16 protein-coding genes are annotated in these 16509 nt (G+C 69.7%); 9 read left to right on the top strand and 7 right to left on the bottom strand.

Translation table 11 applies throughout. From position 1 onward, the window contains the following. Window positions 1–374: 374 nt before the first annotated feature. From BYZ73_RS13945 to BYZ73_RS13960, 4 genes are all read left to right on the top strand, one after another. Window positions 375–581, top strand: coding sequence for a cold-shock protein (locus BYZ73_RS13945; protein ID WP_075785262.1), 207 nt, complete (start codon window positions 375–377; stop codon window positions 579–581). Window positions 582–1073: 492 nt separating this feature from the next. After that, a complete protein-coding gene (locus BYZ73_RS13950; RefSeq protein WP_112316416.1) occupies window positions 1074–2117 on the top strand; it encodes a TRAP transporter substrate-binding protein in 1044 nt (347 codons plus the stop codon). Further along, window positions 2114–2605: a TRAP transporter small permease gene (locus tag BYZ73_RS13955; protein WP_112316417.1), complete on the top strand. Its 492-nt coding sequence runs from the start codon at window positions 2114–2116 to the stop codon at window positions 2603–2605. Before BYZ73_RS13950 ends, BYZ73_RS13955 begins: the two co-directional genes overlap by 4 nt. Next, entirely contained in the window at window positions 2598–3956 is a 1359-nt protein-coding gene (locus BYZ73_RS13960; RefSeq protein WP_112316418.1) for a TRAP transporter large permease, read from the top strand. Before BYZ73_RS13955 ends, BYZ73_RS13960 begins: the two co-directional genes overlap by 8 nt. Window positions 3957–3961: 5 nt before the next feature. Here BYZ73_RS13960 and BYZ73_RS13965 read toward each other — a convergent pair whose 3' ends face one another. The 5 genes from BYZ73_RS13965 to BYZ73_RS13985 form a co-directional block, all read right to left on the bottom strand. Then, on the bottom strand, window positions 3962–5083 hold the full coding sequence (locus tag BYZ73_RS13965) for an ABC transporter permease (RefSeq protein ID WP_112316455.1): 1122 nt from the start codon (window positions 5081–5083) through the stop codon (window positions 3962–3964). After that, entirely contained in the window at window positions 5083–6027 is a 945-nt protein-coding gene (locus BYZ73_RS13970; RefSeq protein WP_112316419.1) for an ABC transporter ATP-binding protein, read from the bottom strand. The genes BYZ73_RS13965 and BYZ73_RS13970 overlap by 1 nt, the downstream gene beginning before the upstream one ends. Continuing rightward, entirely contained in the window at window positions 6024–7001 is a 978-nt protein-coding gene (locus BYZ73_RS13975; RefSeq protein WP_112316420.1) for an HlyD family secretion protein, read from the bottom strand. Before BYZ73_RS13975 ends, BYZ73_RS13970 begins: the two co-directional genes overlap by 4 nt. Further along, window positions 6998–7642 carry a CerR family C-terminal domain-containing protein gene (locus BYZ73_RS13980; protein ID WP_112316421.1) on the bottom strand — a complete coding sequence of 215 codons (645 nt, stop codon included), beginning with the start codon at window positions 7640–7642 and terminating at the stop codon, window positions 6998–7000. Before BYZ73_RS13980 ends, BYZ73_RS13975 begins: the two co-directional genes overlap by 4 nt. A gap of 65 nt (window positions 7643–7707) precedes the next feature. Next, window positions 7708–8913, bottom strand: coding sequence for an ROK family transcriptional regulator (locus BYZ73_RS13985; protein ID WP_342768207.1), 1206 nt, complete (start codon window positions 8911–8913; stop codon window positions 7708–7710). Between the two features lie 166 nt (window positions 8914–9079). Between BYZ73_RS13985 and BYZ73_RS13990 the strand changes: the two genes are divergently transcribed. From BYZ73_RS13990 to BYZ73_RS14010, 5 genes are all read left to right on the top strand, one after another. Continuing rightward, window positions 9080–10111, top strand: coding sequence for a sugar ABC transporter substrate-binding protein (locus BYZ73_RS13990; RefSeq protein ID WP_112316422.1), 1032 nt, complete (start codon window positions 9080–9082; stop codon window positions 10109–10111). A 77-nt stretch (window positions 10112–10188) separates the two neighbouring features. Beyond that, on the top strand, window positions 10189–11268 hold the full coding sequence (locus BYZ73_RS13995; RefSeq protein WP_112316423.1) for an ABC transporter permease: 1080 nt from the start codon (window positions 10189–10191) through the stop codon (window positions 11266–11268). Next, entirely contained in the window at window positions 11265–12044 is a 780-nt protein-coding gene (locus BYZ73_RS14000) for an ATP-binding cassette domain-containing protein (protein WP_112316424.1), read from the top strand. The genes BYZ73_RS13995 and BYZ73_RS14000 overlap by 4 nt, the downstream gene beginning before the upstream one ends. Further along, on the top strand, window positions 12041–12700 hold the full coding sequence (locus BYZ73_RS14005) for a nucleoside/nucleotide kinase family protein (protein WP_112316425.1): 660 nt from the start codon (window positions 12041–12043) through the stop codon (window positions 12698–12700). The genes BYZ73_RS14000 and BYZ73_RS14005 overlap by 4 nt, the downstream gene beginning before the upstream one ends. Beyond that, on the top strand, window positions 12697–13365 hold the full coding sequence (locus BYZ73_RS14010; RefSeq protein ID WP_112316426.1) for a D-lyxose/D-mannose family sugar isomerase: 669 nt from the start codon (window positions 12697–12699) through the stop codon (window positions 13363–13365). The genes BYZ73_RS14005 and BYZ73_RS14010 overlap by 4 nt, the downstream gene beginning before the upstream one ends. An 84-nt stretch (window positions 13366–13449) precedes the next feature. On the opposite strand, the gene BYZ73_RS14015 is transcribed toward BYZ73_RS14010, so the two are convergent. Next, complete coding sequence (locus tag BYZ73_RS14015) at window positions 13450–14745, bottom strand: OpgC family protein (protein ID WP_112316427.1); 1296 nt, start codon at window positions 14743–14745, stop codon at window positions 13450–13452. Beyond that, complete coding sequence (gene mdoH / locus BYZ73_RS14020; RefSeq protein ID WP_108028198.1) at window positions 14732–16501, bottom strand: glucans biosynthesis glucosyltransferase MdoH; 1770 nt, start codon at window positions 16499–16501, stop codon at window positions 14732–14734. The genes BYZ73_RS14015 and mdoH overlap by 14 nt, the downstream gene beginning before the upstream one ends. Window positions 16502–16509: the final 8 nt, after the last annotated feature.

Consider the following 16509-nt stretch of genomic DNA (forward strand, 5'->3'; position numbering starts at 1 on the left):
CACCTTCCCGTGGAAGCGGTCCTGAGACGATCCTAATCGCTCCTGCGCAAGATAGGGAGCGATTGCGGGATTAACAGACGCTCCAACGCCTTGCCGGGTCCGCTTTCGCCGCGACACGTCATCTGCCCTGCAACCGTCGCGCGACAGCCGTGCGACCGGATGCCCCCTGCGGCAGCGCGTCCCGCGACCGCAAAGACCGGCCGCTGTCACGGAATTTTCTTGCAGCGACTCGCGAAAAGCCCCATATGGCACGTCGCGACGTTACCTCTATCGACCACTGTCTTCGCTCAAGCGGCCGTCAGTACCTCGATCGATCCCTGACGAGCCGAGCCGCTGCACTTCCGCGAGCGGCACCACATGAGGAGACACACGGGATGGCTACCGGCACCGTGAAATGGTTCAACAGCACCAAAGGCTTCGGCTTCATCGCCCCGGACGGCGGCAAGAAGGACGTGTTCGTGCACATCTCTGCCGTGGAACGCTCGGGCCTGACCGGCCTGCAAGACGGCCAGAAGGTCTCGTTCGAGATCGAAGCCGGCCGCGACGGCCGTGAATCGGCTGTCAAGCTGGTCGCTCTCTAAAGACCGCAGACACACGACGGGCCGGACGCGCCTTTCGCGCAGCCCGGCCCGATTGCCGTCGATCCGCCGCCCCTTGCCGGGCGGTGCGATCCGGTATCCTTCCGATCAGAACAGTTTCCCGGTCAGATCATGGCCCAGTCGGTAAAGCGCCAGGTCGGCGGCGTTTCCCGTTCGTCCCGGGGTTTCGGGGTGCGGCGTTCGCGTTTGCGGGTCATTTTCGTCTCCCTTCTTCGGTTCTTGCGTTCGCGACAGACCCTCAACGCGGCCCGGCGCGATCCCGTTTCACGGGCACGGTCACAGCGGCTCACGATCCTGTCAGATCCGCCCTGCGCCGCCCCGATCCCGACTGCGGACAAGGCGATCCTGCTCCCGACGCGTCAACGCACAGTCAATGCCGCGCGGCGCCTGCCGCCCCGCGACGTTGACCGGATTCCCGTCCCGGTGTAGGCCGAGGCGACCGGCCGCATGCGGCCGCAGACGGGGGAGACAGGGATGGAACCGGGACGACGCCTTGCCGGGCTGCTGGCCTCGGCCGCCGCCGCGATCTGGACCGCCGGGGCCGCGCTGGCGCAGGACTACACTTTCAAGCTGCACCATTTCCTGCCCGCCACCTCGCCCACCCAGACCGAGACGCTGGCCCCCTGGGCGCGCGCGGTCGAGGCCCGCTCGGGCGGCCGGGTCAGGATCGAGATCTATCCCTCGATGACGCTGGGCGGACGCCCGCCCGAACTGGTCACCCAGGCCCGCGACGGGGTCGTGGACCTGATCTGGGTCGTGAACGGCTACACCCCGGGGCTGTTCCCCCGGACCGAGGTGATGGAACTGCCGAACGTCTATGTGAACGATCCGGGTGCGGCCAATCTGGCGCTGGCCGATCTGTTCGAGACCGACCTCAAGGACGACTACAAGGGCCTTGAGGTGATGTTCCTGCATGTCCATGCCGGAAACGGCATCGCGCTGCGTGGCCCCGAGGTGCATGCCCCCGCCGATCTGGCGGGCCGCAAGATGCGCATCCCGTCACGCACCGGCGCCTGGGTGCTCGAGGCTTTGGGCGCGGTGCCGGTGGCGATGCCGGTGCCCGACCTGCCGCAGGCGTTGCAGAAGGGCGTGGTCGACGGCGCGCTGGTGCCCTTCGAGATCGTGCCCGCGCTGAAGCTGCAGGACCAGACCGACCGGCTGATCGAGGGCGACCGCAACACCCGCTTCGGCACCACCACCTTCCAGCTTTCGATGAACAAGGCGCGCTGGGACAGCCTGCCGCCCGAGATCCAGACCGCGTTCCGCGAGGCTTCGGGGCCGGAATGGCTGGCCGAGCTGGGCCGGATCTGGCGCGGCACCGAAGAGACCGGCGTCGCCATCACCACCGCTGCGGGCAAGGCCCATCAGGTGCTGAGCCCTGCCGAAACCGAGGCCTTCCGCACCGCGCTCGAGCCCGTGGTCGACCGCTGGATCGAGGATGCCGACAGCCGCGGCATCGACGGCGCCGGTCTGGTCGCCCGCGCCCGCGCCGCGGTGGCGGCCCATTCCAGCCGATGAGGCTGCGGCGCGCGCTGGCCGCCGCGGTCGAGATCTGGGCGATCCTCGGCGGGCTGGTGCTGGCGGGTGTTGTCGCGCTGAACGTGATCTCGATCCTCGGCGGGCTGCTCGGCCGCCCGGTGCCGGGCGATTTCGAGCTGACCGAGATCGGCACCGCCATCGCGGTCTTCGCCTTCCTGCCCTGGTGCCAGCTGACCCGCGCCAATGTCACCGCCGATGTCTTCACCATGGGCGCCTCGCGGATCTGGGCCGCGCGGATGAGCCTTGCCGGATCGCTGGCCGCCCTTGCCGTGGCCGGGGTCCTGCTTTGGCGGATGAGCCTCGGGCTCGGCGATCAGCAGGCCTATGGCTACACCACCGCGATCCTGCAGATCCCGCTCTGGCCCTGTTTCCTGCCCGTGCTGGTGTCGCTGGCGCTACTGGCGTTGGCGGCGGTGGCGACGCTGACCGAAGATGCCGCCACGGCGCGCGGGAGGCGGAATGCCTGATCCGATGATGCTGGGCCTGATCGGGCTTGGCGCGCTGGTCCTGCTGATCGCGGCGCGGATGCCCATCGCTTATGCGATGATCCTGGTCGGCGGCGCGGGCATCGCCGCGCTGAACGGCCCGGCGCTGCTTCTGAACCAGCTCAAGACGCTGGCCTGGGGCCAGTTCTCGATCTACGACCTGACGGTCGTGCCGCTTTTCGTGCTGATGGGGGCGCTTGCCGGGCGGGTGGGCCTGTCGGCGGCGCTGTTCCGGGCGGGGGCGGCCTGGCTTGGCTGGATGCGCGGCGGCACCGCGATGGCCGCCATCGCCGCCTGCGCGGGCTTCGGCGCGGTCTGCGGCTCGTCGCTGGCCACCGCCTCGACCATGGGCAAGGTCGCCCTGCCCGAGCTGCGCCGCCAGAACTATTCGGGCGCGCTGGCCACCGGCACGCTGGCCGCCGGAGGTACGCTCGGCATCCTGATCCCGCCCTCGGTGGTGCTGATCCTCTATGCGATCCTGGTCGAGGCCAATGTCGTCACCATGTTCATGGCGGCGCTGCTGCCCGGCGCGCTGGCGGTCCTGCTGTTTCTGCTGACCATCGCGGGCTATGTCGCGCTCCGCCCCGGCGCCGGTCCCGCCCATGCCCCGGCCGGGCGGGCCGAGTTCCGCGCCGCGACCCTGGGCGTGCTGCCGGTGCTGGGCATCTTCGCGCTGGTGCTGGGCGGCATCTATCTGGGGCTTTACAACCCCACGCCCGGGGCGGCCGTGGGCGTCGCGCTGGTCTGGGCCTATGGCACGCTCCGGGGGAGGCTCGGCCCTGGCGCGCTCCGCGCTTCGGTGCTGGAAACCGCCGCGACCTCGGGCATGATCTACCTGATCCTGCTGGGTGCCGAGCTGATGAAGATCTTCATGTCCCGCGCGGGCCTGCCGCAGGCGGGCGCCGAATGGATCGCGGGCGCGGGGCTCGCGCCGCTCGCGGTGCTGGTCCTTCTGCTGGCCGCGCTGATCGTGCTGGGCTGCCTGATGGACAGCCTGTCGATGATCCTTCTGGTCATCCCGTTCTTCTGGCCGGTGCTGGTCGAGGTCAATGGCGGGCTTTACCAGATGGCCGAGGGCGCAGGCTTCGGCATGGGCACCGAGGATCTGAAGATCTGGTTCGGCATCCTCGCCCTCATCGTCGTGGAACTGGGGCTGATCACCCCGCCCGTCGGCATGAATGTCTTCGTGATCTCGTCGCTCGCCCGCGACGTGCCGATGGCCGAGACCTTCCGGGGCATGCTGCCCTTCTTTCTGGCCGAGCTTTTCCGCGTGGGTCTCTTGCTCGCCTTTCCGGCGCTGGTGCTGTGGCTGCCGCGCGCCCTTGGCGGCTGAGCGGATCAGTCCAGCGTCTTGCGGAACCGCGTCAGCGCCGCCAGCGCCAGCACCAGCACGAAGACGCCCAGCGCCAGGAACGAACCCGAGACCGTCGCGAGACCCGCCCCCTTCAGCATCACCGCCCGGATCAGCCGCAGGAAATGGGTCAGCGGAAAGACCTCGCCCAGCGCCTGCGCCCAGCCCGGCATGCCGCGATAGGGAAACATGAACCCCGACAGCATCAGCGAGGGCAGGAAGAAGAAGAAGGTGATCTGCATCGCCTGCATCTGGGTCCGGGCCACCGTCGAGATCAGATAGCCGAGGATCACCAGCGCCACCACGAAGACGAAGACCCCCGCGAGGATCACGGCCGGGCTGCCGACGAAGGGCACGCCGAAGACCAGCCTTGACGCCGCCAGCACCACCACGACCTGCACTGCCCCCACGCCCAGATAGGGCACGATCTTGCCCAGCATGATTTCAAGCGGCGTCGCGGGCATCGACAGCAGGTTCTCCATCGTGCCGCGCTCGGTCTCGCGGGTCAGCGCCATCGCGGTCATCATCACCATGGTCAGCTGCAGGATCACCCCCAGAAGGGCCGGCACGATGTTGTATTGCGTGACGCCCTCGGGGTTGTAGCGGCGATGCACGACGACCGAGAGCCCGGGCGCGGGCGCCGCCGCTCCGGTCTCGCGCGACAGCGCCTGGGCCGCCACCGTGCCCAGCGTCGAGATCGCGCCCGAGGCGACCGAAGGGTCGGTCGCGTCCGCGTCGATCAGGATCGAGGGGCTTTCGCCCCGCATCACCCGGCGCCCGAAATCGGACGGGATCGTCACCACGAAGGACACATCGCCCCGCGCGATCATCCGTTCGGCCTCGGCCGCGGTCGCGTCGGGTGCGACGAAGCGGTAATAGCCGGTCAGCTCCAGCGCCGAGACCATCGCCCGGGTGAACCGGTCCTGGGTCGGCGCGACAAGCGCGGCGGGCAGCTCCTTGGGGTCGGTGTTGATGGCAAAGCCGAACAGCATCAGCTGGACCAGCGGGATCCCCAGCATCATGCCGAAGGTCAGCCGGTCGCGCCGCATCTGGATCGTCTCCTTGGCAAGCAGCGCCATGAGCCGCCCGAAGGACAGAACCCGCCCGATCATGCGTTGTCCCTCGCCTCGCCCATGAGCTTGATGAAGACGTCCTCAAGGCTGGTCTCGGCCGGGTCGATCCGCGCGCCGGTCTCGGCCGCCACCGGCGCGACCGCGCGGCGGAGCCGGTCCGGATCGCGGCCCACCACATGCAGCGTCGCGCCGAAATGGGCGACCTGCTCGACGCCCTCCGCACCGTCAAGCGCGCGCGCCGCCTCTGCGGTCCGCCCGCCGGTCAGCACCAGCGTCGAAAGCCCGGCCCCCGCCACCACCTCGGCCACCGTGCCATGCGCGACCAGCCTGCCGTAAGAGATATAGGCGATGCGGTGACAGCGCTCGGCCTCGTCCATGTAATGGGTCGAGACCAGCACCGTCAGGCCCTCGGCCGCGCGGGCATGGATCTCGTCCCAGAATTCGCGCCGGGCCTTGGGGTCGACCCCGGCGGTGGGTTCGTCCAAAAGCAAGAGGTCGGGCTTGTGCATGAGGCAGGCCGCCAGCGCCAGCCGCTGCTTCCAGCCGCCCGACAACGCCCCGGCCAGCTGGCCCCGGCGCGATGTCAGCCCCAGATCGGCCAGCGTGTCGCGCACCGCGCGGCCCACCGGCCGCATGCCGTATAGCCCGGCGACAAAGCGCAGGTTTTCCTCGATGGTGAGGTCCTCGTAGAAGGAAAACCGCTGGGTCATGTAGCCGACCCGGCGCTTGATCGCGCGGCGCTCGCGACGGATGTCATGGCCCAGCACCCGGCCCTCGCCGCCATCAGGTTCCAGCAGCCCGCACATCATCCGGATCGTGGTCGTCTTGCCCGATCCGTTCGGCCCCAGAAACCCCGCGATCTCGCCGCGTGCGACCGACAGCGTCACACGGTCCACCACCACCCGGTCGCCGAACCGCTTGGTCAGACCGGTCACGGCGATTGCGGGTTCGGGGACAGGTTCGGCGGAGGGGTCGGTCATCTGCCGGGCTCCGCCAGCCGCACATCGACGATCTGACCGGGCTTCAGCCCCCCGACCCCCGGCTCGGCCCCCGGCTCGGCCCCTTGCTCAGGCCGCGCCTCGACCAGATAGACCAGCTTCTGGCGGCTCTCGAGCGAGTAGATCACCGGCGGCGTGAACTCGGCCGCGTCGGCGATATAGGTGATGCGGGCGGACAGGTCCGGCGCGCAGCCGTCGCAGCCGACCTCCAGCCGGTCGCCCACCGCCACTGACGACAGCGCGGGTTCGGGGATATAAAGCCGCAGCTTGACCGCCCCCTCGCCCAGCACCGACAGCACCGGCGCCGAAGGCCCGGCGATCTCGCCCGCGGTGCGGATCACGTCGAAGACGGTGACCGGCTCGTCGAGGCTGAGCGTCCGCTTGTCCAGGGCCCAGCTGGCCCTGTCGCGGGCGGCGCGGGCGCCCAGAAGCGCGGCCTCGGCTTCGGCGATGGCTTGCGGGCGGGCGGGCAGACGCGCGACCGCCAGATCGGCCTCGACCTGCGCCACGCGGGCATGGGCCACTTCGGCCGCGGTGATCGCATCGTCGCGGTCGGCCTCGTTGGCAACGCCCCGGGCGGCCAGCCGGGTCATCCGTTCACGCTGACGGTCGGCCTCGGCGGCTTCGGCCCGGGCCGAGGCCAGCGTCGCTTCGATAACCCGGATCTCTTCGGGGCGCTTGCCCTGGCGCAGGTCGGCCAGATGGCTTTCGGCCTGGGCCTCGGCGGCGGCGGCCTGGGTCAGCGCGATCTCGGCATCGCGGCGTTCCATCCGCGCCAGCACCGCGCCCGCCGGGACCCGGTCGCCGCGCGCCACGGCGACGGAAACGATCTGCGCGGTCTCGACCGGGGCGACCAGGGTGAACTCGCCCTCGACATAGCCCGTCGCCAGCGGCGGCGGCAGACAGGCCGGGAGCAGCGCGGACAGGACGGGAAGCGCGCAGAGAAACCCGATCATCGGCGTTGGCTTTCGATCATGGCGGAAAGGTTCGCGGCCAGCAGCCCGGCGATGGCCTCGGCCTCGTCCGGCCCGACGGCGGTCCAGTCGAGCCGCCGGGCGATCACCGGCTGGGCGATGCGGAAATAGACGGCCTGGCCGATGGCCGCGAAGACGGCCAGCTTGACCGCGTCGCTCTCGGCCGGTTGCCCGGTCGCCCGGCCCCAGAGCGCGCAAAGCGCGCGATGGCGGGGTTCCAGCACCGAGGCATAGATCACGTCGGCGGCCTCGCCCGGGTCGGTCAGCTCGCGCAGCATGAAGGCCACCGCATCCGCAGCCGCCGGGTCCGCGACGATGAAGCGGACAAAGCGGCGCAGCGCGGCATCCAGCAGCGCCTGCGCGCCCTCGGGCGTCTCGGGCAATGCCCCGGCCCCGTCAAGCGGGCCGATGGCGCTGCCGATCCTCTCGGCCACGGCCTCGGCACAGGCCCGGCGCAGCCCGGCCTTGCCGCCGAAATGGTAGGCGATCGAGGCGACATTGGTACCCGCCCGCGCCGCGATCTCGCGCGTCGAGGTGGGGGCAAAGCCGCGATGGCCGAACAGATGGAGGGCGGCCTCGATCAGGGTCTCGGGCGTGCTGCGGGGGGCGGGATCGTCGGACATGGCCCGACATTAATCAAACGATTGACCAAATTCAATCGTTTGATTGACCCCGGCGGCGCAGTCTCTCAGAGCGGCGCCAGCAAGGCGTTCTGATCGACGAGGAAGCGTTCCGACATGGCCAGACAGGCCCCGCCCAGGGCGCGCGCATCGGGGCCGACGGTGCCCGCCATGATCACCGGCGGCTGGATGCCCGTCGTGTCGATCCGGCTGAAGGCCACGCGCACCTCCTCGACCAGCCGGGCCCGGACCGAGGCCGGCATCCAGCCGTCGATCAGCGCCGCGCCGATGTCGAGCACCGATCCGGTGGCGGCGATGGCCACCGCGATGGCCTGCGCGGCCAGCAGGATCCATTCCTGCAGGATGATCTCGTCGATCGCCCAGGCGTCGGGCGAGGTCCAGAGCGCCTCGGCATCCTCGTTGTTCTCGGCCAGCATCCGTTCCAGCGTCGCCAGCGACGCGACATCGATCAGCTGCGTGCATTTGCGGCTGTCGCACAGCACCGGCATCGAGCCCAGCGCCCCGGCATTGCCGGTGTTGCCGGTGAACAGGCTGCCATTGAGCACGATGCCGCCGCCGATGAAGGAGCCGATGAAGAAATGCACGAAATCGGGCGGCACCTCGGCGCTGCCCAGCACCAGCTCGGCGCCGCAGGCCGCCGAGGCATCGTTCTGCAGATAGACGGGAAAATCGACCCGCTCGGCCAGTTCGCTCCGCAAATCGCGCACCCGCCAGGCATCCATATCTGCGCGCGGCGCCCCGATCGACTGGATCCAGTCCCACATCCGGAACGGAATCGCGATGCCAAGACCCGAGATCCGGTCCGCATGGGACTGCGGCACCTGCCCCATGATCTCCTCCATCCCGGCCAGCGCGAATCGCAGCACCGAATCGGGGGTCGGATAGGCATGGCGCGCGCCGACCCGGGCCAGCACATCGCCCAGGAAATCGGTCAGCACCAGTTGCAGGCTGCGCCGCCCGACCTTGAGCCCGAAGAAGAAGGCCCCGTCCGCCGCCAGCCCGATCGGCACCGAGGGCTGGCCCACCTTGCCGCGCACCGGCGCGTTGCGCACCAGCAGACCGTCGGCCTCGAGAGCCCGCATGATCACCGAAACGGTCTGCGCCGACAGCCCGGTCATGCGCGCAATCTGCGCCTTCGGCAACGGCCCGGTCCGGCGCAGGATGGTCAGCACCAGCCGCTCGTTATGCGCCCGCATCCCGCTTTGATTGGTTCCGCGGACCATGGGCCGTTGCAGCAGCGCAAGCTTGTTCACAGGGGTCTCCATCCCGAAATCGCCGCGAAAATGCCCATGGCATGCCATTTTGTCAATAAATAATTCACGCGGATTTATTTATTGACAAAAGACATCCGACTCCCCCCAAAATCACGCGACCCGGAACCGGAAAACCGGCCGAGTCGCTGCTTTGGGAGGAGAGACCATGCAACGACCCGCCAGAAGGCCGGGCCTGACGCTGGGGGCTGTTACCCTTGCGCTTCTGGGTTCCGGGGCGGCAGCCGCCGATCCCGTCGGGGCCTGCCTGATCACCAAGACCGACACCAATCCGTTCTTCGTCAAGATGCGCGAGGGCGCGGCCGCCAAGGCCCGCGAGCTGGGCATCGACCTCGACAGCTATGCCGGCAAGGTCGACGGCGACAACGAGACCCAGGTCGCGGCGATCGAAACCTGCATCGCCAACGGGGTCAAGGGCATCCTGCTGACCGCGTCGAACACCTCGGCCATCGTGCCCGCGGTGCGGCAGGCGCGCGAGGCGGGCATTCTGGTGATCGCGCTCGACACGCCGCTCGATCCGATCGAGGCCGCCGACATGACCTTCGCCACCGACAATTTCAAGGCGGGCGAGCTGATCGGCCAATGGGCGCGCGCCCGGCTTGGCACCGACGCGGACACCGCCCGCATCGCGCTTCTGGACCTCGACATCAGCCAGCCCACGGTGGGCGTGCTGCGCGACCAGGGCTTCCTTGAGGGCTTCGGCATCGACATCGCCGATCCGAAGAAATGGGGCGACGAAAGCGACCCGCGGATCGTCGGGCACGATGTCACCCAGGGCAATCAGGAAGGCGGCCGCCGCGCGATGGAGAACCTGCTGGCGACCGATCCGTCGCTGAGCCTCGTCTACACCATCAACGAACCGGCCGCCGCCGGGGCCTATGAGGCGCTGAAGGCGGTCGGCCGCGACGGCGCCGTCACCATCGTCTCGGTCGATGGCGGCTGCCCGGGCGTCGAGAACGTCAAGGCGGGCGTGATCGGCGCCACCTCGCAGCAATACCCGCTGCTGATGGCCTCGAAGGGCATCGAGGCCATCGCCGCCTTCGCGGCGGATGGCACCCGGCCCGAGGCGACCGAGGGCAAGAGCTTCTTCGACACCGGCGTCACCCTGGTCACGGACGCCCCCGTCGAGGGCGTCGAGTCGATCTCGGCCGAAGAGGCGCTTGGCCTCTGCTGGGGCTGACCGGTCCCCTCCCCGTCCGCGCGGGGAGGCGCCAACGGCCCTGCCGGAGCCGGACCGCTCCAGGGGAAGGAGGAACCATGTCGTCGCAAGCCGAACCGACAGACGATTTCGAGGGCATCGCGGCCCGCGCCCCGAACCGGCATGCGGCCTTCCAGCCGCATCGCAAGGGCGCGATGGGGCGCGCCCACGACCTCTTGCATGCCACCCCGGCGCTGGTGCCGATGATCGTGCTGATCGCCGCCGTCGCGGTCTTCGGGCTGGTGCTGGGGGGCAAGTTCTTCTCGCCCTTCGCGCTGACGCTGATCCTGCAGCAGGTGCAGATCGTGGGCGTGCTGGCCGCGGCGCAAAGCCTGATCGTGCTGACGGCGGGCATCGACCTGTCGGTGGGCGCGACCGCGGTCTTCTGCTCGGTCATCATGGGCAAGCTCGTCTTCGAGGTCGGCCTGCCCGCGCCCTTAGCGGTGCTGGCCGGGCTGATCGCCGGGACCGCCATCGGCGGGCTGAACGGCTGGCTGGTCAGCCGGGTCCGCCTGCCGCCCTTCATCGTGACGCTGGGGATGTGGCAGATCGTGCTGGCCGCGACCTATCTTTATTCCGGCAACGAAACCATCCGCGCCCAGGATATCGAGGCGACCGCGCCCTTCCTGCAATTCCTCGGCGGCAAGCTGCAACTGGGCGGCGCCACCCTCACCTTCGGGGTGATCCTGATGCTGCTGCTGGTGCTGGTCCTGGCCTATGCGCTGCGCTCGACCGCCTGGGGGCGACATGTCTACGCGGTCGGCGACGATCCCGAGGCGGCGGCGCTGGCCGGGGTCAACGTGCACCGGACGCTGATGTCGGTCTACCTGCTGGTGGGCCTCATCTGCGCGCTGGCGGGCTGGGTGATGATCGGCCGGTTCGGGTCGGTCTCGCCCTCGGCCACCACCGGCGTCATCGGCAACATCCAGTCGATCACCGCCGTGGTGATCGGGGGAATATCGCTTTTCGGCGGGCGCGGCTCGATCCTTGGCGCGTTCTTCGGCGCGCTGATCGTCGGCGTCTTCGAGCTGGGGCTGAGGATGGCCGGCGCCAACCCGCAATGGACGTTCCTGCTGATCGGCGCGCTCATCATCGGCGCGGTGGCGGTGGACCAGTGGATCCGAAAGGTCTCGGCATGACGGACCCCGTCCTTTCCGCCCGCGGACTGGTCAAGCGCTATGGCCGCGTCACCGCGCTTGACCGCTGCGACTTCGACCTGATGCCGGGCGAGATCCTGGCGGTGATCGGCGATAACGGCGCGGGCAAGTCGACGCTGATCAAGGCGATCTCGGGCGCGGTGATCCCCGACGCGGGCGAGATCCGGCTGGAGGGCCGCCCCGTGCGCTTTGCCTCGCCCATCGAGGCGCGGCAGGCGGGCATCGAGACGGTCTACCAGACGCTGGCGATGTCGCCCGCCCTGTCGATCGCCGACAACATGTTCATGGGCCGCGAGCTGCGCTGTCCGGGGATCATGGGCAGCCTCTTCCGCAGGCTCGACCGCCGGGCGATGGAGGCCTTCGCCCGCGAAAAGCTGAACGATCTGGGACTGATGACCATCCAGAACATCACCCAGCCGGTCGAAACCCTGTCGGGCGGGCAGCGCCAGGGGGTGGCGGTCGCGCGGGCTGCGGCTTTCGGGTCCCGGCTGATCATTCTGGACGAGCCGACCGCAGCGCTCGGGGTTAAGGAAAGCCGCCGGGTGCTGGACCTGATCCTCGATGTGCGCGCGCGGGGCTTGCCGATCATCCTCATCAGTCACAACATGCCCCATGTCTTCGAAGTTGCGGACCGGATTCACATCCACAGGCTCGGGCGGCGGCTGTGCACGATCCGCCCGGCCGATCATTCCATGTCGGATGCGGTGGCCTTCATGACCGGGGCGCGCACCCCGCCCGACGTGATGGAGGCGGCATGAGCGCCCCGCCCGACCTCCAGACCCTGGCCGCCCGCGTGCTCGCCGCGCCCCCCCGCCGCGCGCGGCGGCTGGTGGCGCTGGCCGGGCCGCCCGGCAGCGGCAAGAGCACCCTCGCCCGGCGGCTGTCCGAGCGGCTGGCCGAAACGGGCCAAGCCGCGCCGGTGGTACCGATGGACGGCTTCCACCTCGACAACCGGCTGCTGTCCGCGCGCGGCCTGCTGGCCCGCAAGGGCGCGCCCGAAACCTTCGACGCGGCCGGGCTTCTGAGGCTGGTCGAGGCGCTCGCCGCAGGCGGCGAGGTGATCCATCCGGTCTTCGACCGCGCCCGCGACATCGCCATCGCCGGGGCCGGCGTGGTGGCCGAAACCGACCGGACCGTGATCCTCGAGGGCAACTACCTGCTGTTCGACGCCCCGCCCTGGCGCGCGCTGGCCGGGTTCTGGGATGTCTCGGTCTTCCTGGCCGTCCCCGACGAAGACCTGCTGAGCCGCCTCACGACCCGCTGGCTCGACCACGGGCTGGCCCCCGAGGCGGCGCGCGAGAGGGCCGAGCGCAACGACATGGCCAATGCCCGCCTGCTGGCCGCGCGGCGCCTGCCCGCCGACCTGACGCTGGGCACCGCCGAGCCCCTGCCCGGCACAAGGACGCCCGCGTGAAACGCTCGGACATCAACGCGATCCTTGCGGACAGCCAGGCCTTCATCCGGTCCTTCGGCCTGCCCCTGCCGCCCTTCGCCGACTGGAGCCCCGACAGGATCGCCGCACCCGAGGCCGCCGAGATCCGCAGCCGGGGCCTTGGCTGGGACATCACCGATTACGGTCAGGGCCGGTTCGCGACGCTGGGGCTTGTGCTTTTCACCGCGCGAAACGGGCGCGCCGAAGATCTCGCCCGGGGGCGCGGCATGGTCTATGCCGAGAAGATCATGATCTCGCGGGTGGGTCAGCTGTCGCCGCTGCACCGGCACCGGCTGAAGACCGAGGACATCATCAATCGCGGCGGCGGCACGCTGGTGCTGCAGCTTTACGCCGCCGATGCCGAAGGCGGGATCGACCGCGCCGCCGATCCGCGGGTGATGTCCGACGGGATCGCGCAGGACCTGCCGCCCGGCGGCCTGCTGCGGCTGGCGCCGGGCAGCAGCGTGACCCTGACGCCCGACATCTGGCATGCCTTCTGGGCCGAAGGCGACGACGCCCTGCTGGCCGAGGTCTCGACGGTCAATGACGACCGCACCGACAATGTCTTCGCCGACCCGATCGGGCGCTTTCCCGACATCGAGGAAGACGTGCCCGCGACCCGGCTGCTGGTGTCGGACTACGCCTGATCGGCGTCCCCGGACAAGACCGCCGGACAAGACAAAGGCGCCCGGATCGCCGGACGCCTTGTGGCCTCATGGCCGGGACCGGCGCTATTCGGCCGGCTGCAACCCCGGGGCGCGGTCCGTAGCCGGAACGGCCGCCGGGCGCGGATCGCCGAGCAGGCCCGGATGCGGTACGGGCACCGCGGCCGGCGGCTCGACCGTCGCCTCGACCGGCGCGGCAACGGGACTGGTCCGCCGGTCCCGGCGGGACGCCTCGCCCAGCGCAGCGGCGACCAGCATCGCGGCCACGCCCAGCGGCGGCAGCAGCCAGGGCAGCAGCGCCAGATCGGGACGCCCGTACATCAGCGCCTGGAAGGCCAGCGACACCACCGTACCGAAGGAAAACACCAGAAGCCCCTGCCGCCCCATCAGCCGCAGCGGCGCGGCCAGCGCGCTGCCCGCGATCCGGGTGACCCAGGGCAGGCAGGACAGCACATAGAACAGCGCCAGCACATGCAGCATCCGCGGCAGCGACACATAGGTCTTGTCGAAGCCCACCACATGGAAGGGCAACCCCGCCTCGGCCGCCTGACGCATCATCGCGTTCAGCCGCTCGCCCAGCGCCGGAACCTGCGCCCAGACCAGCACGAAGCCCAGGAACCCGGCTGCCGCCCAGAACAGCCAGCGCCGCCGCGCGACGAAGCGTTCGCCGCGCCGCATCTGGATGCCGGTCAGCAGGCCCAGAACGAAGATGATCTGCCAGGACAACGGGTTGAAGAACCAGCCGCCGGGATTGGGGTAGTTCGGCAGGTCGATCCGCCACATCCCCGCCACGAACCACATCGCGATCGAGATCGACACCATCAGAAGCGGCGCCCGCATGCCGATCAGGATCGCGAGCGGCGCGAACAGCAGCAGCACCGAATAGGCCGGCAGGATGTTCACATAGCCGAACTGGTGGGTCAGCAGCGGAATGCCGATCAGCGCCTCTCCGGTATTCTCGAAGACCTGCCGCAGGTTGATCTTGGTCAGCAGGTCCGGCACGTCGAACGCCATCGCGCCCCAGGCGAAGATGGCAATGGCCCAGGCGCTCAGCAGCACATGCACGATGTAAAGCGTCCAGGACCGGCCCCAGATCGGCCGGATCGCGGCCCAAAGCCCGTTCAGCCGGATCTGCGGCGCGGCGAAGCGGCCCGAATAGGCCATCCCCGCGGCGATGCCCGACATCACGAAGAACGCCTCGGCGGCGTCGGAAAAGCCGAAATTCCGGATCGTCCAGTTTTCATAGGGGTTGCCGGGCACATGGTCGATGAAGATCATCACCAGCGCGAGGCCGCGGAACGCGTCGATCCGCGGATCGCGCGGCCGCTTCTTCGGCACGGAAACCGTGTCAGGCCGCTGCATCCAGAGCCTCCTTGCGGGCATCCTCGGCGATCCAGCGGCGGACGCAGTCGCGGTAGGCCCGGATCACCGGGGCCGCGTCGGCTTCCTGCGGAACGGCGAAAAGCGTGTGTGTCAGGGGGCGCGAGGTCCAGGCGATCAGAAGCGGCGCGATCAGCATCGGCAGGCAGACCGGCAGCATCCAGACCGTCAGGCCGGGCGCGATCCGGGTGACGAGCGCCAGCGCCGCCGCCCCGGTCAGCGAGATCCAGAGCCCGGCGCGCAGCCCCTGCAGGACCGTCAGCTTGCCCTCGCCGCGCTGGTTCGCGGGCCAGCCGCCATCGCTCCCGGACAGCACCTGCAGCACCGCACGCGACTGGTACATCAGCATTACCGGCGCCAGAAGCGAACTCAGCAGGATCTCGGTCACAACCGAGGCCGCCGCCCGCACCCCGCCCCCGAAGCCCCGCGCCCGGCGGGTCAGGATCGCACCTGCGAGGATCGACAGCTTGGGCAGAAGCAGCAGCCCGCAGATGCCGATCACCAGGGTGATGATCTCTTTCGTGCGGTCGGAGGGGAAGACCGGGAACAGCTGATAGGGTTCGGGGAAGTAGTCCGGTGCCGGCGCGAAGATCGTGGCCAACAGCGAGGCGATGAGGAACGCCCCCCACAGCAGCGACACGAGATAGGCGAAGATCCCCTGCACGAAGACGAACCGGCTCCAGGCCGCAAGCCCCGGCGCCAGCACCAGCCGCATGTGCTGCAGGTTGCCCTGGCACCAGCGGCGGTCGCGCTTCGCATAGGCGAGGATGTTGTCGGGGCCTTCCTCGAACGAGCCCTCGATGGTCTCGTCCAGCCGAACCCGCCAGCCGGCCCGCGCCAGCAGGGCCGCCTCGACATAGTCATGGCTGAGGATATGGCCGCCGAAGGGCGGCTTGCCCTCCAGCGCGGGCAGGCCGCAGCTTTCGGCAAAGGCGCGGACCCGCACCATGGCGTTATGGCCCCAGAACGGCCCGGTATTGCCCTGCAGCCGCGCCAGACCGCGGGCGAAGACCGGCGAATGGAAACTGGCCGAGAACTGCATCGCCCGCCCGAACAGCGAACTCGCGCCGATGATCTTCGGCAGCGTCTGCAACAGCCCCAGCCTGGGGTCGGCCTGCATCCGCGCGATCATCCGGCGGACGGTCACGCCCTCCATCAGGCTGTCGGCATCGAGGATCAGGGCGAATTCGTAGGCGCCACCCGAGTTATGGATGAAATCCTCGATATTGCCCGCCTTGCGCCCGCGATTGTCGGTCCGGCGGCGGTAGAAGATCCGCCCGGCCCCGCCGGTCTCGGCCAGAAGCCGGGCGAAGGCGTCGCGTTCGCGCGCCGCATTGGCCGGGTCGCGGGTGTCGGACAGCACGGCGATGTCGCAGCGCAGCCCCGCCGCCTGGATCGACCCGTCCATCGCCGCGATCCGGGCGAAGGTCGTCACCGGGTCCTCGTTGCAGATCGGCACCAGAACCACGGTCGGTTCGTGCGGCAGCCGCAATTGCGGCTCGGGCGCGCGGCGCAGATGGCCGAGCAGGCCGAGGAAGGCCCCCGCCGCGCCCCAGGCCAGCCAGGCCGTGGTGATGAAAATCAGCGTCGTGCGCGCCACATCCCAGGCATCGACGCCATCCTGCGTGGAGGCCTCTGCCAGAAGCGACGCGGCCACGGTCGCGGCTGCAAGGGAAAAGCCGATCGCGAGCCCGCGAAGCACGCGGGTCCGGAGGCCGGACGCAAGGATGCGGGACATCTGGTCCG

Origin of the sequence: Rhodovulum viride, assembly GCF_003265965.1 — a bacterium.
Lineage (GTDB): Bacteria > Pseudomonadota > Alphaproteobacteria > Rhodobacterales > Rhodobacteraceae > Rhodovulum > Rhodovulum kholense.